The sequence below is a fragment of the Schaalia sp. JY-X159 genome (assembly GCF_014525425.1).
In the GTDB taxonomy this organism is placed as follows: domain Bacteria; phylum Actinomycetota; class Actinomycetes; order Actinomycetales; family Actinomycetaceae; genus Scrofimicrobium.
Genome location: NZ_JACEXI010000001.1, coordinates 26,191 through 53,174, shown reverse-complemented (window position 1 = coordinate 53,174; position 26,984 = coordinate 26,191). Strand labels below are relative to the sequence as shown.

23 protein-coding genes are annotated in these 26,984 nt (G+C 58.8%); 5 read left to right on the top strand and 18 right to left on the bottom strand.

All coding sequences use genetic code 11. The annotated features are described in order from the left end of the window. Positions 1 to 12 precede the first annotated feature (12 nt). The 3 genes from IDL90_RS00230 to IDL90_RS00220 all read left to right on the top strand — a co-directional run bounded on the left by IDL90_RS00230 (position 13) and on the right by IDL90_RS00220 (position 5,516). Positions 13 to 2,307, top strand: a complete 2,295-nt coding sequence (locus IDL90_RS00230) for an AAA family ATPase (RefSeq protein WP_262508930.1) — start codon at positions 13 to 15, stop codon at positions 2,305 to 2,307. A 46-nt stretch (positions 2,308 to 2,353) separates the two neighbouring features. Continuing rightward, the gene (gene serA, locus IDL90_RS00225) at positions 2,354 to 3,562 is read left to right on the top strand and encodes a phosphoglycerate dehydrogenase (RefSeq protein WP_182142710.1); all 1,209 of its coding nucleotides are present in this window, start codon (positions 2,354 to 2,356) and stop codon (positions 3,560 to 3,562) included. Between the two features lie 76 nt (positions 3,563 to 3,638). Continuing rightward, positions 3,639 to 5,516 carry an AMP-binding protein gene (locus tag IDL90_RS00220; RefSeq protein ID WP_187993937.1) on the top strand — a complete coding sequence of 626 codons (1,878 nt, stop codon included), beginning with the start codon at positions 3,639 to 3,641 and terminating at the stop codon, positions 5,514 to 5,516. 19 nt (positions 5,517 to 5,535) lie between these two features. Here IDL90_RS00220 and nrdR read toward each other — a convergent pair whose 3' ends face one another. Together nrdR and IDL90_RS00210 are read right to left on the bottom strand one after the other, a co-directional pair. Continuing rightward, on the bottom strand, positions 5,536 to 5,997 hold the full coding sequence (gene nrdR, locus IDL90_RS00215; RefSeq protein WP_182141014.1) for a transcriptional regulator NrdR: 462 nt from the start codon (positions 5,995 to 5,997) through the stop codon (positions 5,536 to 5,538). A 66-nt stretch (positions 5,998 to 6,063) separates the two neighbouring features. After that, entirely contained in the window at positions 6,064 to 6,642 is a 579-nt protein-coding gene (locus IDL90_RS00210) for a LysM peptidoglycan-binding domain-containing protein (RefSeq protein WP_182141015.1), read from the bottom strand. A 180-nt stretch (positions 6,643 to 6,822) separates the two neighbouring features. Here IDL90_RS00210 and lexA point away from each other — a divergent pair, with 180 nt between their 5' ends. Continuing rightward, positions 6,823 to 7,479: a transcriptional repressor LexA gene (lexA, locus tag IDL90_RS00205; RefSeq protein ID WP_182141016.1), complete on the top strand. Its 657-nt coding sequence runs from the start codon at positions 6,823 to 6,825 to the stop codon at positions 7,477 to 7,479. 741 nt (positions 7,480 to 8,220) lie between these two features. Here lexA and IDL90_RS00200 read toward each other — a convergent pair. Together IDL90_RS00200 and hflX are read right to left on the bottom strand one after the other, a co-directional pair. After that, a complete protein-coding gene (locus tag IDL90_RS00200) occupies positions 8,221 to 9,204 on the bottom strand; it encodes an L-lactate dehydrogenase (protein ID WP_182141017.1) in 984 nt (327 codons plus the stop codon). A gap of 106 nt (positions 9,205 to 9,310) precedes the next feature. Then, positions 9,311 to 10,855, bottom strand: a complete 1,545-nt coding sequence (gene hflX / locus IDL90_RS00195; RefSeq protein ID WP_182141018.1) for a GTPase HflX — start codon at positions 10,853 to 10,855, stop codon at positions 9,311 to 9,313. A 95-nt stretch (positions 10,856 to 10,950) separates the two neighbouring features. Here hflX and IDL90_RS00190 point away from each other — a divergent pair, with 95 nt between their 5' ends. After that, complete coding sequence (locus tag IDL90_RS00190) at positions 10,951 to 11,586, top strand: class I SAM-dependent methyltransferase (RefSeq protein WP_182141019.1); 636 nt, start codon at positions 10,951 to 10,953, stop codon at positions 11,584 to 11,586. Here the strand turns inward: IDL90_RS00190 and miaA are convergent. From miaA to IDL90_RS00120, 14 genes are all read right to left on the bottom strand, one after another. Beyond that, on the bottom strand, positions 11,563 to 12,495 hold the full coding sequence (miaA, locus tag IDL90_RS00185; RefSeq protein WP_187993936.1) for a tRNA (adenosine(37)-N6)-dimethylallyltransferase MiaA: 933 nt from the start codon (positions 12,493 to 12,495) through the stop codon (positions 11,563 to 11,565). The genes IDL90_RS00190 and miaA overlap by 24 nt on opposite strands. 15 nt (positions 12,496 to 12,510) lie before the next feature. Beyond that, a complete protein-coding gene (gene miaB / locus IDL90_RS00180) occupies positions 12,511 to 14,031 on the bottom strand; it encodes a tRNA (N6-isopentenyl adenosine(37)-C2)-methylthiotransferase MiaB (RefSeq protein ID WP_182142711.1) in 1,521 nt (506 codons plus the stop codon). 98 nt (positions 14,032 to 14,129) lie between these two features. Then, positions 14,130 to 14,642, bottom strand: a complete 513-nt coding sequence (locus IDL90_RS00175; protein ID WP_262508929.1) for a CinA family protein — start codon at positions 14,640 to 14,642, stop codon at positions 14,130 to 14,132. Then, complete coding sequence (locus IDL90_RS00170; RefSeq protein WP_187993934.1) at positions 14,635 to 15,150, bottom strand: regulatory protein RecX; 516 nt, start codon at positions 15,148 to 15,150, stop codon at positions 14,635 to 14,637. Before IDL90_RS00170 ends, IDL90_RS00175 begins: the two co-directional genes overlap by 8 nt. Next, the gene (gene recA, locus IDL90_RS00165; RefSeq protein WP_187993933.1) at positions 15,128 to 16,204 is read right to left on the bottom strand and encodes a recombinase RecA; all 1,077 of its coding nucleotides are present in this window, start codon (positions 16,202 to 16,204) and stop codon (positions 15,128 to 15,130) included. The genes IDL90_RS00170 and recA overlap by 23 nt, the downstream gene beginning before the upstream one ends. Before the next feature lie 212 nt (positions 16,205 to 16,416). Next, positions 16,417 to 16,638 carry a DUF3046 domain-containing protein gene (locus tag IDL90_RS00160; protein WP_182141024.1) on the bottom strand — a complete coding sequence of 74 codons (222 nt, stop codon included), beginning with the start codon at positions 16,636 to 16,638 and terminating at the stop codon, positions 16,417 to 16,419. After that, positions 16,635 to 16,955 carry a helix-turn-helix domain-containing protein gene (locus IDL90_RS00155; protein WP_182142712.1) on the bottom strand — a complete coding sequence of 107 codons (321 nt, stop codon included), beginning with the start codon at positions 16,953 to 16,955 and terminating at the stop codon, positions 16,635 to 16,637. The genes IDL90_RS00160 and IDL90_RS00155 overlap by 4 nt, the downstream gene beginning before the upstream one ends. A 294-nt stretch (positions 16,956 to 17,249) precedes the next feature. Further along, positions 17,250 to 18,167, bottom strand: coding sequence for a hypothetical protein (locus tag IDL90_RS00150; RefSeq protein WP_187993932.1), 918 nt, complete (start codon positions 18,165 to 18,167; stop codon positions 17,250 to 17,252). Positions 18,168 to 18,695: 528 nt separating this feature from the next. After that, positions 18,696 to 19,265 (bottom strand): CDP-diacylglycerol--glycerol-3-phosphate 3-phosphatidyltransferase, encoded by a 570-nt coding sequence (gene pgsA, locus IDL90_RS00145; RefSeq protein ID WP_316930253.1) that lies wholly within the window; start codon positions 19,263 to 19,265, stop codon positions 18,696 to 18,698. Positions 19,266 to 19,352: 87 nt separating this feature from the next. Continuing rightward, positions 19,353 to 22,160, bottom strand: coding sequence for a DNA translocase FtsK (locus IDL90_RS00140; RefSeq protein ID WP_187993931.1), 2,808 nt, complete (start codon positions 22,158 to 22,160; stop codon positions 19,353 to 19,355). A 58-nt stretch (positions 22,161 to 22,218) separates the two neighbouring features. Further along, a complete protein-coding gene (locus IDL90_RS00135; protein ID WP_182141028.1) occupies positions 22,219 to 23,298 on the bottom strand; it encodes a PfkB family carbohydrate kinase in 1,080 nt (359 codons plus the stop codon). Then, complete coding sequence (locus tag IDL90_RS00130) at positions 23,295 to 24,986, bottom strand: ribonuclease J (RefSeq protein ID WP_182141029.1); 1,692 nt, start codon at positions 24,984 to 24,986, stop codon at positions 23,295 to 23,297. The genes IDL90_RS00135 and IDL90_RS00130 overlap by 4 nt, the downstream gene beginning before the upstream one ends. Positions 24,987 to 25,039: 53 nt before the next feature. Beyond that, positions 25,040 to 25,639 carry a GNAT family N-acetyltransferase gene (locus IDL90_RS00125; RefSeq protein WP_182141030.1) on the bottom strand — a complete coding sequence of 200 codons (600 nt, stop codon included), beginning with the start codon at positions 25,637 to 25,639 and terminating at the stop codon, positions 25,040 to 25,042. Beyond that, positions 25,632 to 26,984 (bottom strand): pitrilysin family protein, encoded by a 1,353-nt coding sequence (locus IDL90_RS00120; protein ID WP_182141031.1) that lies wholly within the window; start codon positions 26,982 to 26,984, stop codon positions 25,632 to 25,634. The genes IDL90_RS00125 and IDL90_RS00120 overlap by 8 nt, the downstream gene beginning before the upstream one ends.

The following is a 26,984-nucleotide window of genomic DNA, read 5'->3' as shown; positions in this document are numbered from 1 at the left end:
TAAGGAGCGAGTTTGAACACCGAGACTCCCAATCTTCCCAATCGAGAAGACGATTTGACGCAAGAACAAGAGTTCGTGAGTCACGCCTACTCGGTTCTTGATTCCATGAGGACCGACTACCGGGAAGCGCAGCGCCGTATCGAGGCTCAGGGCGCCTGGGGTTCACCCCAGGCTCGAACCGAGCGTGATGCCCAGGCCTCTCATTTTGGCGATCAGGCCATGCGTCTGGAGCAGATCCAAGACCACCTGGTGTTTGGCCGTGTCGATATGACGGACGCCAGCACCCACTACATCGGCCGCGCAGGCCTGCCGGACTCAACGGGGGGTCGTCTCCTTATCGACTGGCGCGCGCCGGCTGCTCGTCCTTTCTACCAGGCGACCGCCGTCACACCATCAGGTGTCGTACGACGTCGTCACATCGCCACATCAGGAAGCGTTGTAACGGGGATCGAGGACGACGTTCTTGACGTCGATGCCGCAACTGACCAGGGGATGACTTTCCAGGGTGAAGGCGCTCTTATGTCGGCTCTTGCATCTGCCCGTGGCGGCCACATGAGTGACATAGTTGCAACGATTCAGGCCGAGCAGGATGCGATCATCCGCTCCGATGATCAGGGAATCGTCGTTGTTCAGGGCGGCCCCGGCACAGGAAAGACGGCTGTTGCTCTACACCGCGCGGCGTACCTGCTCTACACGCACCGCGAGCGCCTGGAGCGATCTGGAGTTCTGATCGTCGGTCCGTCGCGGATTTTCCTGCGCTACATCGAGCAGGTTCTCCCCTCCCTCGGAGAAAACGGGGTCGTGTCGATTCCAATGGGTGAACTGGTGCCGGGTATCCATGCGGTCGAAACGGACCCCTCGGAAGTTGCATTTGTCAAAGGCAAGACCGCTTGGATAGAGACTGCGAAGGCAGCGGTGCGCGACCTTCAACGCCTACCTGCAGAGACAAAGGCCTTCTCGATAGGTGGCAAAACAGCCACGCTGACCCCGGCGGATGTGGCGGCGGCGCGGAGCCGCGCTCGCAGAAGCGGCAAACCGCACAACGTCGCACGCACGGGATTCGCCCTCGACCTAATAGACGTCCTCGTTAGACAAGTTGCCGGTGCAGATCCCGATTCGGAAGACCTTGACTGGTGGCGGGAGTCCGTCCGCTCCAGTCGCGACGTGCGCAGAGAGATAAATCTGTGCTGGATGCCGACGAGGGCGACCGATCTTCTGAGCCGCCTCTACACAAAACCTGATCTGCTACGACGGGTTGCCCGCGGGCTCTCGGCGCGTGAACAGCTGTTGGTTTCCCGACCGTGGGATGCCCCCTTCACGGTCGCCGACGTTCCTCTTCTCGATGAGCTAGAGGAGCTGCTTGGAACTTCCGAGGAACTACTCAATCAGAAACGCCGCAATCGCGCTGCACTGGAGAACGAGGAACTGGAACGAGTTCGCATGGCCATGGAGGGGCAGAACCTTGGTGGGGGGATAGTGTCAGCCGAGGTGCTCGCCGAACGTGCCCGCGGGGAACGGGAATGGACGTCCCTTGCCGAGCGGGCCGTTGCAGACCGCACTTGGACGTATGGGCATGTCGTTGTCGATGAGGCACAGGACCTCTCTCCCATGGCATGGCACGCGCTCCTGCGGCGCTGTCCGGCTCGCTCATTCACAGTCGTGGGCGACCTCGACCAAGCGCGCGGGCACCAACGTCCCGCAAACTGGGAGAAAGCACTGGGTCCAGCCAAGCGTGGACTGTCATCGGAGTTCATTCTCACCGTTTCCTACAGAACACCGGCGACTGTCACCACGCTTGCGCAGCAGGTTCTCTCCGACCTCGGACAACCGCCACTGTATCCACTGACATCTGCTCGTGAGGTCGAGGACGCCCTGGCAGACACTGTTGTTCAAGGTGGTGACACAAACGGTGACCGGGAGGAAGATCCCCTCTGGAAGGCTGTGCAGGACGTGGTGGCACAGGAGGAAAGCCTCCTCGACGCGACCACGGGCCACGGGATGGGTCGAATCGGCGTGCTTGTCGCTGACGAGCGAGCACACCGTTGGCGCGGTGACATTTTCGGTTCCACCGCCCTCGATCACCGGGTCAGTGTGCTGAGCGTGGCGGGAGCAAAGGGTTTGGAGTTCGACACGACCATAGTTGTTGAACCAACAGAAATCCTCTCCGACGGGCCCGGGGACCTTTTCGTTGCAATGACCCGTTGCACGAAACGACTCCATTCGGTTCGTTCGACTGAACTGCCACGAGCTTGGGCGAAAGCTGTAACTAGTGTTTCTGACGAATGGCACCCAGAAGCAGGCCACTAGTCGGGACCATCCTGCAAATGCTGAAGGACTTCGGCACAATGCTCTGGTGACCAAAGTTCTACTTCTTGAAAATCCCCACCCAATTGCCGCCGAGCTTCTGAAGCGAGACAACTACGAGGTCGAGGTCGTTCACGGCAGCCTTGATGAAGACGACCTCATCGCAGCACTGGATGGTGTCTCCGTCCTCGGCATCAGATCCAAGACGGAAGTGACGCGCAAAGTCCTTGCGCACGCACCAAAACTGGAAGTTGTGGGAGCGTTCTGCATTGGCACCAACCAGATCGCTACGGAGTTCGCGGCCGAACGTGGGATCCCCGTATTCAACGCCCCTTATGCCAACACGCGGTCCGTGGTTGAACTAGCGATCGGCGAGATTATTGCCCTTACGCGCCGTCTCACCGTGAAGAACAGCCGCCTGCACAAGGGAGTATGGGACAAGTCCGCTGATCACGCTCACGAAATTCGAGGGCGGACACTGGGGATTATCGGATATGGCAACATCGGCACACAGCTTTCTGTCCTGGCTGAGGCGCTCGGGTTACGCGTAATCTTCTACGACATTGCCGAGAGGCTCGCCCTCGGCAACGCCCACCCCGCCGCAAGCATGGAAGAGGTGCTGCGGGAGGCTGACATCGTCTCGGTGCACGTCGACGGTAGCCTTTCAAACACCGGCCTGCTTGGCGAACGTGAGTTTGCCATGATGAAGCCTGGCGCAGTCTTCATCAATCTGTCACGTGGGTTCACCGTCGACGTTAATGCACTTCGCAGCGCACTTGAGAGCGGTCACCTTCTGGGTGCCGCCGTCGACGTGTTTCCTGAGGAACCGAAGGCAAACGGGGACCATTTCACGTCGGAACTCGCGGGATTGGACAACGTGATCCTCACTCCCCACATCGGTGGCTCAACGCTTGAAGCCCAGCATGATATTGCCGTATTCGTGGCGGGAAAAGTCCAGGGATACCTCTCCCGTGGATCGACTACGCTCAGCGTCAACCTCCCCAACTTGAGTCTGCCTGCTTCCTCGCCACGCGCCCAACGACTCTGCTTTGTTCACCACAACACGCCGGGTGTCATGGCTCGACTCAACGACGTCTTCGCGCAGGAGGGTGTCAACGTCGAAGGCCAGGCACTGGCGACCTCGGGGTCACTGGGTTACGCCATCACGGATCTGCGCTCACCCCTGAGCGAACACGCCCTCGAACTCATTGGATCGTCATCGTCCTCGGTGAGAATGCGGTACTTTCCCATTAGGTAATAGCCAATACCACCAGGTCGGTGACCTGTGTGTGGGTAAGCAGCTACCATCAAACACAGTCGAGCATGGAGGCACTATGAACCTGACAGAACAACTACGCCAGGGCTACGCTCCGGGTGTCCCATACTTCACGGACTCCGGGTCAACGTTGATCTGCGACTTCCTCTTCGACACCGCTGCGTACTATCCCAAGCGGATTGCCCTGGACTTCCTCAGCCAGCAAACAACCTATGAGGAGCTGGTTCACCAAGTCCGCCAAGCAGCGAGCGTCCTGCGTGATTCAGGTGTGAAGCAAGGCGACCACATTGCGCTCATAATGCCCAACTGCCCCCAACATGTTGTCGCGGTCTTCGCGATTGCCCTGGTAGGTGCGGTGTCGGTCGAACACAACCCGCCCGCTCCCGAAGAGGAACTGAAGAGTGAGTTTGCACGACACAAGTCCAAGACCGTCATCGCGTGGCAGAACACCGTTGAAAAGCTTGGTTTTCTCGGTTCAGACGTGCGGGTCTTCGGTGTCAACCTCGCCTACGCGCTCTCCCGCACTACGCGCATGCTGCTGAGACTTCCACTCAAGTCTGTAAAAGAGAAGAAGAGGATCCTAGGCGCATCCGTGCCAGATTTTGTTCGTTCTTGGGATCATGAGGTGCGTGAAGCGCAGCCCTGGATGGGTGATGCAACTGCCCATGCTGACGATCCAGCGGTCATGTTGCACACGTCCGGCACCACGGGTACACCCAAGGCAGCCGTCCTCTCGCACAAGAATCTTGCCTCCAATGTCTTCCAAGCAATCGCTTGGGTGTCACCCCTTCGCGAGGGCGCTGAGGTCTTCTACTCCATTCTCCCGTTCTTCCATGCTTACGGTTTCACAGTCACTCTCCTAGCCGGAGTTCGCCTGGGTGCAACAATTGCGATCTTCCCGAAGTTCGATGTCTCGCAGGTGTTGCTTTCCCAGAAGAGGCTCCCCTGCACTTTCTTTTTGGGAGTCCCCCCGATGTTTGACCGTCTCCTAGCCGAGGCACCCCACCTCAACGTGGATTTGACATCGATCAACTACACAATTTCCGGGGCAATGCCGCTCTCTGAAGAACTCTCGAAACGCTGGGAGGAGGCCACAACTGGGTACGTAGTCGAGGGCTACGGGATGACCGAGGCATCGCCAATCATTCTTGGCTCTCCCCTGTCGCATGATCGCATACCGGGAGCCCTGGGTATTCCGTGGCCGTCGACGGAGATTCGGATTGTCGACCCGGAGAACCCGGAAGTCGATGTTGAAGAGGGGCAAATTGGGGAGTTGATCGCGCGAGGGCCCCAGGTCTTCCAAGGCTATCTAGACAACCCTGAAGAGACCGCGCTTGTTCTTCGTGATGGCTGGCTATTCACCGGTGACCTAGTGCAGGTTCGGAACGGCTTCGTCTTCATGGAAGATCGCCGGAAGGAACTAATCCTCTCGGGAGGCTTCAACGTGTACCCAAGCCAGGTTGAAGACGTTGTGCGTATGATGCCGGGCGTCGCTGACGTGGCTGTGGTTGGTATGCCTGGGGGCAACAAGGGTGAAGAGGTAGTGGCGGCCCTGGTTCTCGAAGGTGGCGCGTCGGTGACCCTCGCAGACGTACGTGAATGGGCGGAGAAGTCTCTGGCTCACTATGCACTGCCGCGCCAAGTTGTGGTTCTGCAAGAGCTTCCAAAGTCGCAGATTGGCAAAGTCATGCGGCGTTCCGTGCAACAGCAGATTGCTGAGCTTCAGAGCAACTTGGATGCGCGGTTCCCAACTTTGCGGGCCTCCGCTTCTGAGCTCAGTGAGCAGGTAGGTCAGGCAGCCGCAGCATTGAAGGAGTCGGTCGCGCAAGCCAGATCCGAAGCTTCTGAACGGGCCTCTGCGCTGCTTTCACCGGCAACGAAGACAGACGAGGACGACCAGGAGAAAGGCTCTGCCAGCAGCACCTCCGAGCAGTAGGAGGCCCGGCACAACTACGTTACTGTTGCCGTAAGTCGGCTATTGCGCGTTCAAAGTCTTCAAGAGACTGGAATGAGGAGTAGACAGAAGCGAACCGGAGGTATGCGACTTCGTCTAGTTCGCGCAGGAACGGCAACACGGCCTTCCCGACTTCATCTGCGGAGACTGTCGACTGCCCACTGACCCGCAGGGCCTCTTCGACCTGCTGCGCAATGATGGCCAAGTCATGTTCCGAAACCGGTCGACCCTGGCATGCCTTCCGCACGCCTACCGTCACTTTGTCGCGGGAGAAAGGTTCGACAACACCCGAGCGCTTCTCAACAGAGAACGACGATGTCTCGAGTGTTGTGAATCTGCGCTTGCATTCACTGCACTCCCGGCGGCGGCGTATTGTTGCACCATCATCGGTAACGCGGGTGTCGACAACGCGAGTGTCATCATTCTGACAGAACGGACAGTGCAAGGCGGCCCTCCAAATCATTGCTAGCACCTCAGCGATGCCAGTAGGAAGACTCTAAGATGTCCGGGGAGTTCCTGCAAAACCATTTCACTCAGCTGGGAGCAATAGTTCTTGTCCGGGGTGCAGAACATTGGCATCGAGTGCGTTCAACGACACAATGTCAGCCACCACGTCTTCTAAAGCCCGGCTTGACCCAAGGGATTCAGCCAGGCCCCAAACGGATTCCCCGGCAGTTACAGAGTGCACGTACGTCTCACCACCATAGGGCGCGGGACGGAGAGCCAGTCCCAAGCCGAGAGCAACCGAGAAGGCAACGACAACTGCGACGCTCCACGCCACAATCCGAAGTGCTACTGCGGTGAAGTCAACCCGCGGCAGGACGCTTGAAGCGGTCCCGGTAGCCTCAGCAGCGCTACGTGCTCCCGCAACGGCTGCAGACCCCATGGGCGCACGGGTACCAGCCACCGTAGCCGCGTCCGAGTCAACACTGACGTTGCCCGCTGTCTCCCGTCGCAACCGCCGACGAGCTTCATCAATCGAGACAACGGTCGCACCCCCCTGCGTCACGGGCCACACAGACACCTGGGCTGCGAGGGCGCTTCGACGCGGGCGTTCTGAGGGAACGGCCGAGGTCCCTGAAACCTCCAGTAGTGGTACCGCACTCATCACTTACTCCTTTGACACCGGTGGCAACTATGAACTTCCACACCGACAAGTTTCGAACAGTTGTTCGTCGAACACTTGTACGATACCAAGAGGTTCCGACATTTAGAAGACTCGCTCGAACATATGTTTCATTTCTGTGACAATTGCGCCTAAACTGGCGGAAACGGAAAGGGGTCCGCGATGTCTGATGAGTCAACTCTGACAAAGAGGCAACAACAGATTCTGAGTGTCGTTCGAAGCCTCACGGACGAAAGAGGGTACCCTCCTTCGCTCAGAGAGATTGGACGGGCGGTGAACCTCACCTCCCCATCAACCGTTAAGCACCACCTCGATGCACTGGAACGTGAAGGATTTATACAGCGCGACGCGGGGCGCCCTCGTGCCATTGATCTTCGGCGCGAACCCGCTGTGGAAGCACTGCGTCCCACGGAAGTGACAATCCCGGTTTCCCTCGCCGAGGGCGACTATGTGGCAGCGCCACTTGTCGGCCGAATTGCTGCTGGCACACCCATCACTGCGGAGCAACAAGTGGAAGATGTGTTCACGCTCCCAACCCGATTGACGGGGGGAGGCCAGCTTTTCGTCCTCGAAGTACACGGGGACTCAATGGTGGATGCCGCCATTTGTGACGGCGACTTCGTGGTCGTCCGCACGCAGAATGTTGCCGACAGCGGCATGATTGTCGCAGCCATGATTGACGGGGAGGCGACGGTCAAGGTCTTCTCTAAGGCAGACGGCCACGTCTGGCTACTACCCCAAAACGAGGACTACGCGCCGATCCCCGCCGATCACGCAACTATCCTCGGAAAAGTTGTGACAGTCGTGCGCTCACTTTAGGGGCCCTTCTGCGAAAACTCCTTCTTAGGGGCTCTTCTGCGAAAACTCCTTCGGGCCAGCCACCAACCCTAAGGTTGCTGGAGTCAAGTAAGGTTGCCGATATCGCCTAAGGTTGCCCGCAATTCGCAAAAACGGAGGCAACTCTAGGTGATACCGGCAACCTTGGCTGGTCACAAAAGGGGCTGTATGTGGTGCTCGAATCCTCCGGTCTGGAGGAGGCTGCGGTTGATGTAGTTTTGGAGGTTTCAAAATCATAGGGCGATGCCGCGGGGGTGGTCGAGGAGCCGGTTGGGCTTAGCGAGCCGGTTAGGACATACGGAGCCGGTCGGGCCAGCCCACCTTTAGATCTCACCGTTATGCAAGCCTGGTCGGCTCCCTATAGCGTAACCGGCTCCGTATGCCCTAACCGGCTCCGCAAAGCTGGGGAACCCCGCGGGCGCCTTGCACTTGGGCCGCCCCACCGGCACCCACACCCACACCCGCGGCACCCCACCCACACCCGCACCTCAAACCGCGAGATCGCATAGTATCGACAGTTTCAGGCCCAATAACAGTGTAATGTGTCGATACTATGCGATCTCGCGGTTTGAGGTAGGTAGTGACGGCAACGGTGACCGGTCGCAGAGGCGAGAAGGATACCCACAGCCTCTTCTGCGAAGAGCCTTCCACACGGCAAACGCGCCACAACCCAGGAGCTGTGGCGCGTCATGCACGCGCGTGGAACCGCTGCGCCTCAGACCATTAGAACCCGAGGGACTTCGCGACCGCCTTAATCTCATCCGCCGACTTTCGCAGGCCTGCGAACTCCCTACCGGACATCGGAGGAACCAGGGTGCGACCCGCGCCGTTGCGTGTAACCACGGTCGGAGCAGCCATGCATACATCACTAATTCCCGCCCAGTCCTCGAGCAGGCTGGAAATGGTCATGACACGGTGCTCATCCCGTAGAACCGCGGTTGCGATTGCAGTTGAAGCAAGACCGATTGCAAAGTTCGTTGCGCCCTTGCCCTCAATGATCTCGTAAGCAGAGTTCACCACATCCCTTGCGATCCGCTCCTTGAGTGCATCATCGAACGGCTTGCCTGAAAGCGTCGTTCCCCACTCTTGAACCGGGACGTTGCCAATCTCTGCAGACGACCACAAGGCGACCTCGGAGTCACCATGTTCGCCAGCAATAAGGGCATGGATTGACTTGGAGGAAATACCTGTTTCTTGCGAGATCAGGTACCGGAAACGCGAAGTGTCAAGAACCGTGCCCGAACCAAAGACCTGGTTGCGTGGAAGACCCGAGATCTTCAGCGCAGCATAGGTGACGACATCGACCGGGTTCGTTACGAACATGTAGATTGCATCCGGAGCAACCTCAAGCATCTGGGGCACGATGACCTTCATCAGATCGACCGTGGATTGTGCGAGGTCGAGACGTGACTGTCCGGGCTTCTGCTTAGCACCAGCCGTGACAATCACCAGGTCAGAGCCCTTGAGGATGTTGATGTCATCAGATCCCTCAACAGTACCCGTCGGGGTGAACTGAATGCCGTGCGCAATGTCCAGCGCATCCGCCCTCACCTTGGGGCCATTGATGTCGTACAGAGCGACTGAGCGGGCAACGCCCGAAATTGCTGCGGAGTAGGCAACCGCAGTTCCTACAGCGCCCGCGCCAACTACTGTCAGTTTGGACGGTCGGCCCATAGCCTTCGTTGAAGCCGTTGCTTTCTCTGCCATCGTGTCTCCTTCACTAGATGCTGTGATCCCCAGCTACATCTTGGCTGAAAACCGTGTGCCGCAACATGGATTTGGAATTTCGTTCACCGCTAGGTCCAGTCTATGCTCAGACACCCACCTCGCGCAGGCGCGCCGCGAGGTCTTTAGGGACCCGTCCCTTGAGCCGCACGCCAAGGTCGGTCCACTCTTCCTCGTCGACCTCCCCAACATCATGGGCTCTGCTCACCAGCCCCGCGTTCTTGAACGGGACGAGGAGGTCAATTTCAACTTCTGGTCGCGGGAGACGGCTGGCAACCTCTAGACGCAAGGCTTCTATGCCAAACCCAGTTTGAGCTGAGACTTCGAGAGCGTCCGGGTACAGTGCTCGGAGGCGTGCCCGCTCCGTGGCAGACGCAAGGTCTGTCTTGTTCAGGACGACGAGTTCTTTACCGCTGTCAAAGCCCTCTATCCCACTCAAAACGTCGCGAACTGCCTCAACTTGAGACTGAGGGTCAGCGTGAGACGCATCAACAACGTGCAAGACCAGGTCTGCCTCACCAATCTCCTCGAGTGTCGAGCGAAATGCCTCCACAAGCTGCGTCGGAAGGCTACGCACAAACCCAACGGTGTCCGTAACCGTATACTCGCGCCCGTCCTCGGTCTCAACTCTGCGAACCGTAGGGTCCAAGGTCGCGAACAGCGCGTCTGCCGCCATCACATCCGCACCTGTCAGAGCGTTGAGCAGTGTCGACTTCCCGGCGTTGGTGTAGCCGGCGATAGCGACAGCTGGCACCTCTCCTCTACGTCTCGACAGTCTCCGAGTTACGCGACCCGGTTCCATTTTCTTGATCTGCTGACGGAGCTTTGCCATCCGGGTGCGGATACGACGTCTATCCAACTCAATCTTGGTCTCGCCGGGACCACGTGATCCGATGCCTTCACCGCCCGCGACTCGACCGCCGGCCTGCCGAGACATCGACTCACCCCAACCACGCAGACGAGGGAGGAGGTACTCAAGCTGGGCTAGTTCAACCTGCGCCTTCCCCTCCCTGGACTTAGCGTGCTGAGCAAAAATATCGAGAATGACAGCAGTCCTGTCGATGACTTTGACGCCGACTGCGTCCTCGAGCGCACGCCGCTGCGAAGGGGCAAGATCCCCGTCTACAACAACGGTGTCCGACTCCGTCTCATGGACAACCTCCCGTAGTTCCTGCGCCTTGCCCTTGCCCAAGTAGGTCGCGGGATCCGGCTTATCCCTGCGCTGGAGCATCGCCGCGGTCACTGTGGCACCGGCCGTCTGGGCGAGGGCGGCAAGCTCGCGAAGAGAGTTCTCGGCATCCGCCGCAGTGCCTTCAGTGCGAAGGCCAACGACCACTACCCGTTCCAGTCTGACCTGGCGATACTCGACCTCTTGAATGTCCAAGAGCTCCGTTGAGGCAGCTAGGTGAGCAGATCTGCCCACAGAACGACGGTCCTGCCAGTCCTCATGGGAGGAACCTGTCAATCCCAGACCTACGATATCAATCGTGCCCGGGAGGGCCGCTGCATGATCATCCACTTCGGAGAAATCCGACTCATCCCGGGCAAGGATCCGCGCAGCAATCACCTCAGCTCGGGAGACCTGCGCTTCTGACGTCTCTTCACCTGAGTATTCGGTTTCGTCTTGACTCATGCTTCGATGCTAGTACGAAGTATGGCTCTCTTCACATGCCTGGTTCGTTCACACCTGCCCCTAGAGTGAGCACGCAGAGCTTGTAGTCTTAGCGGGTGAGTGAACACTATTTCTCCCCGCATAAGGACACCGATACCAACGATCTGGGAAAGCTACGCGATGTTCGCGTCGCCTACCGTGGTCATGACCTCAACCTTGTGGCGGGAGACAAGGTCTTCTCAGCATCGGAAGTCGATCTCGGAACGGAACAACTGCTTCACAAAGCACCTCCATTGCCAGACGCAGGCACTTTTCTCGACCTCGGCTGCGGATGGGGGCCGGTCGCGCTGACCATGGCTGCGGAGTCTCCGGCCGCAACGGTGTGGGCCGTGGACGTAAATGAGCGTGCTCTGGCGCTGACACGCATCAATGCCCACCGGGCCAGGCTTGACAACCTGCGGATCCTCGAGGCAGCAGTTGCGCTAGAGGAAGCCCGCCAGTCCGGTACGCGCTTCGACGTGATCTGGTCAAACCCTCCGATACGCATTGGCAAGACCTCTTTGCAGAGTCTTCTCCTTGAATGGCTGGATCTTCTGGCGGAGCAAGGCGTTGCATACCTTGTTGTCAATCGTCATCTTGGCGCAGATAGCCTGGCAAAGTGGCTTGACGACCAGGGATTTGTCGTTTCAAGGCTCGCATCCCGCAAGGGCTTCAGGATCCTTGAAGTCTCACGCGGTAAGGACAGAACTTAGGAGTTCCCGCGCGCGCCCCGCCACATCACCCTGGCGATCCACGTCAATCCACGTGATCCGCGGGTCTCGACGAAACCACTTCATCTGGCGACGGGCCAACTGTCTTGTCGCGATTGCCGTTGCCGAAATGGCCTCATCAACCGTCAACACGCCGTCGAGGACGCCCAGCGCCTGCGCGTATCCTGTGGCGCGTCGGGCAGTCTTGCCCTTGCGGAGCCCAAGGCCTTCTAGGCGCCGCACCTCCTCAAGAAGACCCCCGTCGAACATGGACTGTGCACGCCTCGCGATGCGCTCATCAAGGAATTCTTTACCCGCGCGCAGCCCGATCTGAACGGCGGGAAGCGCATAGGTATACCGCGGCAGAGACGATGAGTACGGGCGGCCAGTAAGCCTGACGACCTCCAAAGCACGAACGATCCTGCGTCCATTCGCACTGCCAATCGACTCGGCTGCCTGTGGGTCTAGCGCCATCAGCGTTCTGTGGAGCTGAGCCGGGCCCTGAGCCTCCAGCTCAGCCTCAAGTTGAGCACGAACAATCGTGTCCGTCGGGGGAAACTGCATTTCGTCAAGAAGTGCGCGTAGATACAGGCCCGATCCACCCACGACGATCGCTTGCTTACCGCCCTCTGCGATCCGTTCGAGAATATCGCGAGTCGCCTCCTGGTAGGCGGCAACCGAAGCATCCTCAGTCACGTCGAGGACGTCCAATTGGTGGTGAAGAAAACCCCTGCGGTGCTCTAGAGGCAGTTTTGCCGTCCCAATATCCATCCCGCGATAAAACTGCATGGAGTCAGCGTTGACAATCTCCACACGCTGGGGGCCACCGAACGACTCTGCAAGGTCGAGGGCGAGGTCGCTCTTTCCCGTGGCAGTTGGGCCAACAATTGCGACAACAGGCTGACTACTCACTGCGGTGACGCACCTTTAGCGGGTGCGCAGAACAGGAATACCCAGTGAGACGCCCACTGGATCTGCATCAACGCTGTCTTGCTTTTCCTGCCAGACATCACCTGCCCTTGTTGGACGAACCGTGTACAGTCCCCCATCACTCAGCGCCGAGTCAGCCAACAGGTGGTAGGGGGCTCCGTGAGTCACTTCCACATCGACAAAGTCGCCTGGCCGTGGCTTGGTGGCACCATCAGGCACAGCGAAGTGGATCAGGCGCCCGTCGCGGGCGCGTCCTGACAGCCTGTGACTCTCTCCGGACTTGCGACCTTCGCCCTCGGCCACCAGCACCTCGACCCGCGTACCTACCAGAGCAACATTCTCTTCCAACGAAATCCGGTTTTGCAGATCAAGGAGCCGCGCATACCGCTCAGCTACGACTTCGGGCGGCACGGAGTCCGTTCGGGCGCCAGCAGGTGTCCCAGGACGTGGAGAGTACTGAAATGTGAATGCCGATGCGAATCGAGACTCCTCCACAACATCTAGTGTTGCCTGAAAATCCTCTTCAGTTTCGCCCGGGAAGCCAACGATTATGTCCGTAGTAATTGCGGCATCGGGAATCGCAATGCGCACCTTCTCTAGGATGGAAGCAAACCTCTTGGCCCTATAGGAACGCCTCATGTCCTTGAGAACCCTGTCGGAACCAGACTGGAGCGGCATGTGTAAAGAGGGCATTATGGCGGGTGTTTCAGCCATTGCTTCAATGACGTCATCCGTGAAGGCCGCGGGGTGAGGAGACGTGAACCTAAGCCTTTCAAGGCCGGGGGTTGCTCCAACCTCCCGAAGCAGCTTTGCGAATGCCCCCCGATCACGGAACGAAGCGCCGTAAGAGTTCACATTCTGCCCCAGCAACGTCACTTCGATAGCGCCTTCGGAGACAACGGCTGCGACCTCGTCGAGGACTTCGGTTGGGAGGCGGTCACGTTCACGGCCACGAAGCCGCGGAACAATGCAGAAAGTACAGGTGTTGTTGCACCCCACCGAGATGGACACCCATGCCGCGTAGGCAGACTCCCTGACTGAGGGCAGAGTCGAAGGAAAGACTTTGAGTGACTCTTCGATTTCCACTGCAGCTGCCTGGTTGTGCTCGGATCTGCGAAGCAACGCAGGCAAGACATCCAAGTTGTGGGTTCCAAACACCGCATCAACCCAGGGTGCGCGCTCCACAATACCGTCACGCATCTGCTGGGCTAGGCACCCGCCGACGGCAATCTGCATGCCCGGTCGCTCACGCTTCACAGAGGCGAGCTGTCCGAGGTTGCCGAACAGGCGGTTTGCAGCGTTCTCACGAACGGAGCACGTGTTCACCACGACAACGTCAGCGCCGCCGTCGCCGGCATCGGTTGCCCTCAACATTGCACTGGGCACACTCTCAACTGGCACCAGTCCGGAATCCTCAAGAAGTCCGGCAATACGCTCAGAGTCGTGTTGGTTCATCTGGCACCCGAGAGTTCGAACCAAGTATGTGCGTGGCACATCGGCAGACCCCAGGAGGGACATGGGCTCGTTTGGAGCAGTATTATCATTCATCGCCAAGCCAGCCTAGTACGGTCCGGCGACCATCCCAAGAACGCCATCGCAAACACCTGCGAGTCTGATCAGGTTGAAGAGTGAGTCCCACGTTCATCAACTTCGCACTCCACTACCTCTCCAAGAAGAGTAAGAGCCTCTGCCACGGTGGCTGAGCGCACCGCTGATCTGCCACCAGAAAGGTTCAGCTCGCGTACCGTGATCTGCGAAGGGCCGACGACAGCGATATAGACGAGCCCTTCCGGGCCGTCCTCAGAGTCGCCAGGACCGGCAACCCCGGTGGTTGCCAACCCGTAGTCTGCGCGGCAAAGTCCGCGTACACCTGCGGCCATCTGTCGTGCGACCTCAGCTGTAACAGGGCCGTGCCTGGCAAGGAGGTCCTTATCAACACCAAGAAGTGAGCCTTTCAGATCAGTTGCATAAGCGACGATCCCGCCCCGCACAACCTCACTTGCACCAGGCATGTCTATCAGCCTGGCGCACAGGTCACCGCCGGTTAGCGATTCAGCCGTTGCCACAGTCCACTCGTTGCTCTTAAGAATGTCTGCAATTGTTTCAACGAGGCTCTTGTTTTCACTCAAGCGACACCTCAGCTCCGTGCGCAAGCTCATCTTCAATCTGCCGACACACAGTCAAAACGACCCCCGTCGAGAAGCCTCGACGGGCTAGGAATGACGATAGCCGCCTCTGCCACGTTTCGCGATCAAGTGAGGAGATCTTGCTGATCGGACTATGTTTCCTAGCCGCAGCCAGCGCCCGAGCCAGCTCTTCATCTTCATCTATCTGCTCTACGAGCGCTTCGCTGATTTGCGACGTGACACCCTTCTGCGCCATCTTCCTAGCGAGGCCGCGCCGTCCCAAACCTCGGTTTGATCGCGCCAATAAAACTGCAAACCGCTCGTCGTCCAAGTATCCGTAGCCTTGCAGCCTCCCCAGTGTCTCCTGAACCTCTGCTTCATCAAAGCCACGGCTAAGCAGCTTCTGTTCCATCTCGAAGCAGGAATGATCCCTGACGCCGAGGACGCGCAAGGCTACGTCCATGCTGCTTCCAGCTGCGGCTGCTCCCTTATTCGAAGTCTGGCTCTTCACTTACAGCCGCCTCTGCCTCAGCAACAGGTTCACCAATGCCTAAAGCTGCGAGGATCTTTCCCTCAATCTCATCTGCAAGGTCTGGATTATCGACCAAGAATTGGCGAACGTTCTCTTTGCCTTGCCCCAATTGGTCATTGTCGTAGGTGAACCACGATCCAGACTTGCGCACAATCCCCGCTTCAACGCCCATATCTATGATCGAGCCTTCACGCGAGACACCCTTGCCATAAATGATGTCGAACTCTGCCTGCTTGAACGGAGGAGCCATCTTGTTCTTGACGATCTTCGCGCGGGTGCGGTTGCCGACAGGGGCTCCCGCTTCCTTCAGAGTCTCGATGCGTCGAACGTCGATACGCACTGAAGAATAGAACTTGAGCGCCTTTCCACCAGTGGTGGTCTCTGGGGAGCCAAAGAAGACTCCGATCTTTTCGCGGAGCTGATTGATAAAGATTGCTGTCGTACCGGTCGCAGATAATGCACCAGTAATCTTTCGAAGCGCCTGGCTCATCAAACGTGCCTGAAGGCCCACGTGAGAATCACCCATCTCACCCTCAATTTCTGCCTTAGGTACCAGGGCAGCAACTGAGTCAATGACGATAATGTCAATGCCGCCCGAGCGGATGAGCATGTCAGTAATTTCGAGTGCCTGCTCCCCCGTGTCCGGCTGTGAGACGAGGAGGTTATCCGTGTCAACACCAAGCGCACGGGCATAGATCGGGTCGAGCGCATGCTCTGCGTCGATAAAGGCAGCATTGCCGCCGCCACGTTGAGCGCTTGCAACTGCGTGAAGTGCAACAGTTGTCTTCCCTGAGGACTCAGGACCGTAGATCTCGACAACCCGGCCCCGCGGGAGCCCGCCGATCCCAAGTGCCACATCAAGTGCCAACGACCCAGTGGGAATCACCTTGACTGGTGGGCGCGCATCATCACCTAGACGCATCACCGACCCCTTGCCGAACTGGCGATCAATCTGACTGAGTGCCAGGTCCAGCGCCTTATCCCGATCGCCTCCTGGGGCTATGGTTACTTTCGAACTGGCTGCACGCGCCATAAGTCTTCCCTTCGTCAACAGCCTCTCCGGCTGAGTTACATGCTGGTCTTTGGATTCAGGAACCCTCACCGAGACCTGATACGCAACGATATGCCCGACCACCGACATAATCGGGTCGGTGATTTCCAAGCTGTGGAAAACGCCGACCCGCGCTACCTGGGGATAACCTTACTCGAACATGCGTTCGATTCAAGTTCGACACGCGTCCACGCCTACCTCTTCTTGACAGGGCGTCTATGGACCCAGCGGGCGTCCTCGCCCATCCCAGTCTCATCTATCAGGGCATGCCATATGACGTCGTGCTTGGTGCCTCTCTCAAGTGCTTCTTCAGCGGTTTCGCCCAGCTTTGACAAGTGCAGATCGTGAGCAAGAGAACGCCCTAGAGCGGTTCCAAAAACCTGCTCTAGGGCGTTCCAAAACTCAGATTTATTCACCTGTTAGAAACCAGAGAACCTGCGAGCAGGTCATCCGGAACAGTATCGGGCACAGTGGCTGTATCGAGAACCATCATGCGGTCTGCGACCTCGCGAAGCACGAACCAAAGTGGAACTCCCAAAGCGGAGCAAATCGACTCGAGTAGTTCGGAGGAAGCTTCCTTCTGTCCGCGCTCCACCTCACTCAAATAGCCGAGGGAGACTTGCGCTTGAGAGGAAACCTCACGCAGAGTACGCTCTTGCAAGGTGCGAAGCGAACGCAATACATCACCCAACTCGCTTCGCAATAGTGGTGGCTTTGCGGAAATGACACTCATCATCCCGCTACTGTAGCTCGTCTTGACTCCAGGACGGATAACCTGTCCGTTGCGAGCGCCTGCCCGGGGGCGTGACGGCACGCCCGGCGGGCGGCGAAGTTGATTTTCAGTGTTCATGCACACTAAAACGATGTTCGGCCATGGATTATTGCGTTATCCGCATCACATGCAGACGCCCCGCCCACCCCGAGCCAGACAGGACTTAGCGCGCCCACTAGGCTCACATAACAGTGTCATGTCCAGTGAAGTCGGGCCAACCCGGCTCGCTACGGTGTCGCGGTAAAGCTTGAGCACTTAGGAGCGGCGGTGCTTAGCGAATAGTTCAAGACTGGGCGGCTCCCAAAGGAGCCCGTGTGCCGAGTGGGTCCTTACTCCGAGTGCACCTAGCCTCTGTGTCAGGTAGTTGACTAGGCCCTCAACATCTCTTGCTTGTTGATAGGTGATGTTCACAATGTGCCACCCTAAGTCTTCGAGGTCCTGCTGTCGCTTCACTGCAGCTGCAGCGACCTGGTGTGCCGGGGATTCAATGCCCGGGTCACTCGCATCCAATACAGCAAGTGCGCGGCCAAACCAGTGGACTCTCTTGTCTCGACCTGCGCGTAAGTCACACAGTTCGTTGCGGAGATCCTGCTTGATGTGAGCCGCTTGAGCCTGTGAACGTTCCAGCTCCCACCTGTCAAAACGGGAGTGATAACGAAGTAGCACACTTACGTCGTGGAAAGCCTGAAGCGGATGGGCTGATCTAACGAGGTCAAGAACCAGGATTGGAAGCGGACTTATCGGCAGTCCACGCTTCGTGAACAATGATGTGTCCAGGGAGTCGGCGAAGACGTCGGTCTGTTTGATCCGGGTCTCGGAAACCGTTGTACTACCGACGTGCATGGCCCACATGCCGGTCTTAGTCCCCGAGCGCACCTTGCGGCGTACGCTGACGTCCGGGTTATTCCACCAGGGATCCAGTCCGAGGACGACCAACGCAGACTCACCTGTAAATGCAAAGCCCTCGGAACCAAAGGCGCGAGCGTTGAGAGCAAGCAATCTCGCTTCGGCAACGCGGGCCCGTACGCTCCAAGATGCAGGGTCCGCCGCAAGCTTGTCGACACCGATATAGACTCCCCGGTCTACGCGCAGAAGGCGCTCTTCAGTTACGCGGCGCGGTCCAACACGCACACCATTGGCATTGAGAACCAGATCGCTTGCAGATAGGAACATCCTCCAAGAATGACGCAGTGGATGCTCCCGACGGCGGAGCAGATTGTCATCTCTGTGGAAAACGCCCGAATCGCAGCACTGTGGAGACTGACGCCGACTGCAACGGTCTAGGAGGTCTTGGCGCTCGCTGTGCCGATGACGGCCGAATTTCCCGAGAGGCCTTTGCGTATTCAGAGGTCCGCCAGGATTCTTGCGTCTTGAGAGTCTCGCCACGATTAGCGAGCCACATCGGTCATAGCGAGCCCGCCTGGCCCCACAAACGATCTAATACGGTGTTATGCAAGCCGGGCTGGCTCCCTAAGACCCAGACGGCGCGCTATGGCCAGGACGGCTCGCTGTTTTTCGTCGACCGGGCGGGTTGGGGATCGGGAAGTGGGGTCGGAGGGGTGCAGGTCGGCGGGATCAGGGTTGCGGCGGGGCTGCCGACGCGCGGCCCCAGCCAGTGGGCAGGACGCCACGTAGGAAGGCCGGCAGCCTTCCGGACGCTTGGAGCGCATCGCGGGACGCGCAACCCGAGCCTTTTGTCTCCTACGCCTCATCCCCGTTCTGCTTCTTCATGGCGTGTGCCGCCACGACCGCGTACTGCACCCCGGACCACACCGTTACCACCAGCGCTGCCAGGGCGATTATCCAAATCACGATGAGGAGCAGCTGCAGAATCAGTGCATTTGAGAACGCATCCCAGGGGACGATCAACATCATGATCAACACCATCTGCAAGACGGTCTTGAGCTTCCCACCAGATGACGCCGCCACGATGGTGCCCCGTCTGCGTAGCACCTCCCGCAGGATCGTAATCCCAATCTCTCTCACAGCAACAATGATGGTAAACCACCAGGTCAGGTCGCCAAGGACTGACAGAGCAATGAACGCGCCCAGGGTGAGGAACTTGTCTGCCAGCGGATCGGCAAGCTTCCCAAAGTTAGTAATGATGTTGTGCTTACGCGCAATCTCACCATCGAGATGATCCGTGTACGCAGCAATCGCAAATACGGCCAGCGCCCACCAGCGTGATCCCGTCGTGTTCTCAAGCAAGAGCCACAAAAAGACAGGGACAAGCACAAGGCGGAGGACCGTCAGCGCATTGGGTACGTTCACCGCAGAAGGAGCCTTGTTCTCCCCTTTTCCTTCACCACCGGACATAATGATGCACCCCTAATCCCTGACTCAAAAGCTCCGCGATCCTCATGATATGCCACTTCCGCCACTGAACTCTGGAGTGATACGGATCGGCTTCGTTGCAGCCTCAGCAAACGCCCCCGTGCCCGGACTTTCCCGCTCATCACGGTATGCACTGCCGCGCGCAACCGTGTGCGACTGGAGTGCATCTTCATCGCTCCACCGCGGAGACAATTCGGTGACCTCCTCGACTGCCGCGCCCTCGTCATCCCAGTCATCCCCATCCTGCGAACCGGCATTGCCATCGTCAGCCGTCGTATCCGGCAGACTCTGTGCTTCCCCACGAAGAAGTGCGAGGACGGAAGGGAGTTCCTCGGGAGCCACCAGTACCTCCCGGGCCTTGGAGCCCTGCGAAGGTCCAACGACGTCGCGTGATTCAAGCAGGTCCATCAGACGGCCAGCACGTGCAAACCCAATCCGCAGCTTCCTCTGTAGCATTGAAGTCGATCCCAGCTGGGTGTTAACCACAAGTTCTGCAGCCGACAGGAGGTCATTGAGGTCATCGCCGATGTCGTCCGCAACCTTCGCGGTGCTCTGCTGAGTCATCACGGTTTCGTCATATTGAGGGTCTGCTTGGGTGCGGCAGTACTCCACGGCAGCGCTTATCTCATCCTCATCCACCCACGCGCCCTGAACACGCATCGGTTTAGCAGCTCCCGCCGGAAGATAGAGAGCATCACCCTGCCCAATCAGCTTCTCTGCTCCCGGCTGATCGAGGATGACTCGAGAGTCCGCCAGGGCGGAGGTTGCGAAGGCAAGTCTGGAAGGAACATTGGCTTTGATGAGCCCCGTAACAACATCAACTGAAGGCCTTTGTGTGGCAAGCACCAGGTGAATGCCAGCAGCCCGCGCCAGCTGGGTGATCCTCTGTACAGAGGACTCAACATCGCGCGGTGCAATCATCATCAGGTCCGCCAGCTCATCTACGACCACCAGAAGATACGGGTACGGTTTCAGGCGACGCTTGGATCCGGGCGGAGGACTAACCCTTCCTTCACGGATGGCGGCGTTGAAGTCGTCAATGTGTTTGAACCCGTACTCCGCAAGATCGTCATAGCGTGCATCCATCTCCCGAACCACCCATTCAAGGGCTTCGGAAGCCTTCTTCGGGTTGGTGATAATGGGTGTCACCAGGTGTGGAATGCCTTCGTAAATCGATAGTTCCACACGTTTAGGATCGATCAGAATCAGTTTGACCTGGTCGGGGGTCGCCCTCATCAAAATGGAGACAATCATCGAGTTGATGAATGAAGATTTTCCGGACCCGGTTTGCCCCGCCACCAGAAGGTGGGGGGTACGGGCAAGGTTCGTAACGACGTAACCGCCCTCGACATCCTTCCCAACACCGACGAGCAGAGGGTGATGGTTCTTCTGGGCTTGGCCGCAGCGTAGGACATCGCCGAGGACGACCGTCTCCCGATCTGTGTTGGGAATCTCTACGCCGATCGCAGACTTACCGGGAATCGGAGCAAGTATCCGCACGTCCGCACTGGCAACAGCATAGGAAATATTTCCTGCGAGGGCGGTGATCCGATCGACCTTCACCCCGGATCCAAGAGTCACCTCGTAGCGGGTCACTGTTGGCCCCCGCGAGAACCCTGATACATGAGCATCCACGCTAAACTCATCAAGGACGCCCTGCAGGGTCTCTATCACCTGATCATTGACAGCCGAGCGTGTTTTATGGGGCCTTCCACGCTTGAGTAGATTCGGCATGGGCAACTTGTACTCACGCGCTGGCTGAGGCGGTTCAAGCCACTCATCATCCGTTCGCGGGACATCTGTGACGTCGAGGGCGACGGTGGCACGCTCATCCTGCGGGGAACGCGGGTCCACAGCGGTCTGGTCGAAGGCTGGCGCGGACTGCACGAGCGTCATATCCTCTTCCCCCGTGATGGGAAGTGGGAAAGAGTCATCGAGCGGATCGAGAGGATCAAACGAGTCTCTCTCGGTTTGGGCGACCTCGGCTTCCAGGTCGTAAAGCGCTTCCCCAGTCCGGGCGCCCCGCCCGATTCGTTTGCTGCGATTCTGCGTGACTCTGTTGTCTTCCAGCCACTGATCGCCGTCGGTCGCGAGGACGACTGCCTCTTCCTCACTCTGGCCACTACCCTGCCTGCTGCGGCGGATACGCCCCCCCAGGTCCTTCGCTCGCGGCGCGACCTCACGTAGCGGAGTCTTGGTTCCCAGAAGCACCGAGTAGATCAGCAGGAGGACCAGTAGAATTCCCGCGACGACCGGCGAAAGAAGACGTGCCATGGGAGACGCGATAAACCAACCCAGCACCCCGCCGGCTGCCTCAATTGCGGGGAAGTCGGCGATGGGAGGGTTGCCACGGAAAAGCTGCACCAAACCGGTCAGGGATGCCACGACACCCAGGGTTCCAGCAGCGCGGTATGGCAACATCTCAATGTTGCGACGACGCCGGAAAAGCGCGGCCCCGCAGAGGGCCAAAACGACTGGAACCAGGACCGCGAAGACACCGACAGCCCCAGCGACACCATGGTGAATGGCTGAACCAAGGGTTCCCGCAACGCCAAACCACTCCCGGACAGCAACAACCACGGCCAGCGCAACAAGAATGAATCCAAGCCCGTCACGCTTCATCTGTGGGTCAACTGCGCGCCATGAGGCAGCCAATGAGGATCCCATCCTCGCCAGAGCACCCGGTGTCTTCTGGCTCTCATCTTCATCAGTGACAGCTGCGCGCGGCGTCCTAGAGGATCCTCCCCCCTTTCGGGTTGAGGATCCGGGGCTGGCAGCTGTTGCTCCCTGCTTCGAAGGCCCGTTTGAACGGGTTTTCTTTGATGTAGCCATAACAAATTGACGCTACAAGAATCACGTGGGTGAACCCCTGCGGCGCGCCGCCTCTCCCCTACTCAGCGTCCATTATGCCAACGACCGCCGGGGTCGCTCGGGTCGGAACAATGTCGTGATGTCCGGCCTCAATCAATGCATCCACATCCTCGAGTGTGGGAACCGGGAATGCCGTGGAGTGGTTAATCTCAACCGTCGCTGCCGCGTTAGCACGGAGACAAGCTTGCACCAGCGTGTTTCCAGCCAGGAGTGAAGCACACATTACTGCCACGTGTATGTCGCCCACGCCCGTTGTGTCGACGGGGGTCGCGGTGAAGGCCGGGATAGCGGTTACCCGCGTCCCACAGTCTTCTATCACCTCACACCCCAGGGGACCCATCCTCCGAACAATGCTCGCAGTTGGCCGCAAAACGCCCTGGAACCACTCACCTGTTGTGTGAGGTTTGAGGTTCAGCGTGAAGACTGCGGCCTCCCTGATGTTCATGGTGACAATGTCGGCCAAACCCAAAACTTCCAACCAAACCTCTGTGGAAACCAGTGCGACAGCAGGAGAAGCGGCCACAACCAGTGTCACGCCTTCAGGGAGGCTCTTGAGCCATGTGATGATCGACTGGGCGCCTGCCTCTGAGACGAGGTCGGCCCCACTGACATGAACGACGTCACCCGGTTCCACATGGACGCGTTCAAGCAGCTCCTGGGAGGACTCTGCTTCAACACCGGGCGCCACCACCTGCGCCATCTTGCCGTCCTCTTCGACCATGGTGACTGCGACACCAATGTCTCCAACGAGGGCGGTCTCAAAGGTCTCGATACCTGCACTGAGCAGGCTCCTGCGGATGGAGTGCGAGTTCGGCCCGGTTCCCAGTGGTGAGGCCAAGAAGGTTGCCACCTCTTGAGCACGCGCACCGGCGGCCACAATGTACCCACCACCGGGCGAAGAAACCGCCCGGCTCGCCCGCACCTGATCCCCCTCTGAGGGAACTTGCTGCACATTAAGCGTCACAGCGAGGTGTACGGCAGCTGTCGTGATGAATCTGTGGCGTGAGCGCAACGATTCTTTAGGCGCGGTATGCCTCAGGTACCCGGAGAACTGCCGTCCCTGGTCATCGACGAATCCGTACGGTCCGCTTCCTCTCACTGCTGCACCACAATCGGGACGATCACGGGGCGCCGACGCAGCCGACGCGCAACCCAGCGACCCAACGTGCGCCGCAGCGTTTGCTGCAATTTGTGGGTAGATACATTCCCGGGAGCAGCCGCATCCTTGAGGGCCTTTACCAGTTCGGGACGGATCTCATCAAAGATCTCGTCCTCCTCAGCAACTCCGACCGCCCGTACCACAGGGTCGGACAGCACCATTCCCGATTCTTTGTCGACAACCGCATAGACGGTGACCAAACCTTCTGAGCCGAGGACTATCCTCTCGGCCAACTCATCTTCCGACAGGTCGCCGATTGATGAACCATCAACGTAGACCAGTTCATTAGGAACGACTCCCGCAATGCGAGCACGTCCGTCCTCGAGATCAACAACCACTCCGCCCTCGGCCAACACCACGTTATCCGGGTCAACGCCGGTCCTCACAGCAAGTTGCCCATTGGCGACCAGGTGGCGGATTTCGCCGTGAACGGGCATGACGTTCTTGGGCTGGATGATGTTGTAGCAGTACAGCAACTCCCCCGCGGAGGCATGTCCAGAGACATGCACTTTCGCATTCCCCTGGTGAACAACCTTGGCACCCAGCCCTGTCAGATCATTGATAACCCGATAGATCGAGCTTTCGTTACCCGGAATCAAACTCGAAGCAAACACAACGGTGTCGCCGGGTCCCACCTCAATACTGTTGTGGTCGCCCCGGGCAATTCTCCCGAGAGCAGCCATCGGTTCACCCTGGGATCCTGTCACCATGTAGACGCGCTCACGGCGCGGGATGCTATTCATTTCAGACAGCGGGACCACGATGTTCTCTCCCGTGTCCAGATACCCCAAATCCGCGGCAATGCGCATATTCCGTTCCATTGAACGTCCAACGAACACGACCTTGCGGCCGGTCTGCGCAGCCGCTTGGAGGACCTGCTGCACCCGATGAATGTGGGAGGCGAAGGACGCAACAATGACGGCACCGGAAGTCTCAGCAAATGCCCGCTCTAGCGCCGGCGCGATCTCGATTTCGGAAGTTACGAACCCGGGTACTTCAGCATTCGTCGAATCGACGAGGAACAGGTCCACGCCCTCGGCCCCGAACCGTCCAAATGACCGAAGGTCGGTGAGGCGGCCGTCTATGGGGAGCTGATCCATCTTGAAGTCACCGGTAGCAAGAACTGTCCCGGCAGCCGTGCGAACGAACACTGCAAGTGCGTCAGGAATCGAGTGGTTTACCGAGACGAACTCAACGTCAAATGGCTTCAGCGCAACGCTTTCGCCCTCGGCGACAACGTGGAGGTTCTTGGTCGGGAGGCGGTGCTCAGCAAGCTTCGCTTCAACCAGCGCCAAGGTAAGTCGGGAGCCATAGATGGGAATGTCTGAACGCAACTTCAGGAGGTAGGGAACCGCGCCAATGTGGTCTTCATGCCCGTGGGTCAGTACGAGGGCGGTAACGTCCTGGAGCCGGTCCGCAATGTAGCCGAAGTCCGGCAGAATCAGGTCAACTCCGGGCTGGTGCTCAGAGGGAAAAAGCACCCCGCAATCGATGAGGAGGATTTTCCCCTTAGTTTCCAGAACCGTCATGTTGCGGCCAACTTCGCCGAGTCCCCCCAGGGGGACCACTCGCAACACATTCTTGCCCACGGGGCCCGGTTCGGAAAGGTTCTCGTAAAGATTGTTCATACCCACAGCTTGCCACGTCCGCGACACTTACCGCGCCACCAACTCCTGGCGGCCTAGTCAGCAAGCGCAGCGAACCAGAGGTGCTCCACAACCTCACCCACACCGGTATCGACACTTCGCCGAAGACCAACCGGGGCGAATCCTGCCTTCTCAAAGAAGCGAACGCGCGCCTCATCATCACCGACAATCCAAATCACCAATCCGGGGCATCCAGATGGCCGAAGAGAATCTGCGATAGCGGCCAACAGTCGGGAGCCGTGACCACTACGTCGACTCTCCGCCTCAACCTCGAATGCCAAGATCTGCGCCGAGGAGGTGGGAACGTCAAATGGTAAGCCAGGAACTGAGGCAGGCCCGCTCCCGCCGACCTCGTCCGAAGCGGTGCCCGTGACGTAGGCGGCAAAGCCAACAACTTCCTCACCGTTGCGTGCAACAAGGACCCCGCGGCTCGCATCACCCTCCTGACTGATCGTGGTGGACCAGATTTCTTCAATGTCATCAACCGAGAGTTGGGAAGCGACCCGATCTCTGTACTGCTGCCCCACGACATTGACAACCGAGTCCACAAGGGATGCAACCTGGATCGACGCTACGGCTCCAGCATCCTGCGACGTAGCGCTGCGTACTGTCAGGGGAGGTGTTCGCTCAGTCATTGGAACTCACAATCGCACTGGCACTGTTGGTTTCTAGCATCAGGCGGGCCACCGCCTGAACGTCCTCGCCGTGAACGGCATCAATCCGGGCGAGGGCGTCTGATACAGAGGTAAGTTCGCCGACCAACTCTGCGCGGGCCAACCGTGACATTCGTGAGCCGGTGTCCTCAAGATTCAAGGTCACACCACCCCTGATCTGCCCTTTCGACCTCGACAACTCCTTATCGGATGGGCCTTTTTCGGCGAGCTTCTCAAGTTCTCCCCACATGACCTTCTGCACTTCGGAGAGATTGCGCGGAGCGCACCCCGCATACATGGCGAAGCTTCCCGAATCCGAATAGGCCGAGGAGAAGGCATAGGTCGAGTACGCAAGGCCCCTCTTCTCACGGATCTCCTGGAAGAGACGCGAGGACATTCCACCGCCGAGTAGGTTCAGTGCCACACCGCTGGCCGGACCGACAGGATCCAGTGCTGCGAGCCATGGGCCCCCCACAATGACGTGAGCCTGCTCGATGTCACGCTTGAGGACGAGGTGCCGCTCGTGATCTGTGCTTGCGGCGGGTCCCGGCTTGCTCGGAGTGCGCCTTCTGGGCAGGTTGTTGGTTGCCAGTTGCTCTGACCACGGCGAACCAGCAAGCGCGGCCTGGAGACGGTCTGCCAGCTCGTCATGATCAACTGCGCCGGCAACGCTGACGATCAAGTCGTCGGTACCATACTTGCGATGGTAGAGGTCACGGATCTTGCCCGGATCCATTGCCTCCACCGACTGGCGCGTTCCACCAATGGGGCGGCCCAGTTGTGACCCGCCGTAGATTGCCCGCGCGAAGGCCTCGCCGACAACATCGGGAGGGGAATCCTCTCCCATTGCGAGCTCATCGAGAATCACGCCCCGTTCGACCTCGACGTCGTGATCAGAGATAACCGAATCGGTGACCATGTCCGTGAGAACCGGCAGAAGAGCAGGGAGGTCATCGGCAACCATGTGGGCCCAGTAGTATGTGGCTTCCTTGGTCGTCGCCGCATTTGATTCCGCACCGACAGCGTCGAATGCTTCGGCAATATCGAACGAACTCCGCACGTGTGTGCCCTTGAAGAGGAGGTGCTCCAGGAAGTGGCTGATTCCGCCCTCGCCCGGTCCCTCATCTCGGGAGCCAACTGCCACCCACATACCGAGCGATGCCGACAGGGCGCCGGGGATTGCCTCGGTGATGAGGCGCACCCCGCCCGGCAGAATCGACCGGCGTATTTCGAGGCCGGAGTCGTCGATAACGGACGTTGCACTGTTGGGACCCAGCGGGAGTGGAGTCGGAGTGGCTGGATCGACATACCTTGGTAGTGAGGGCAA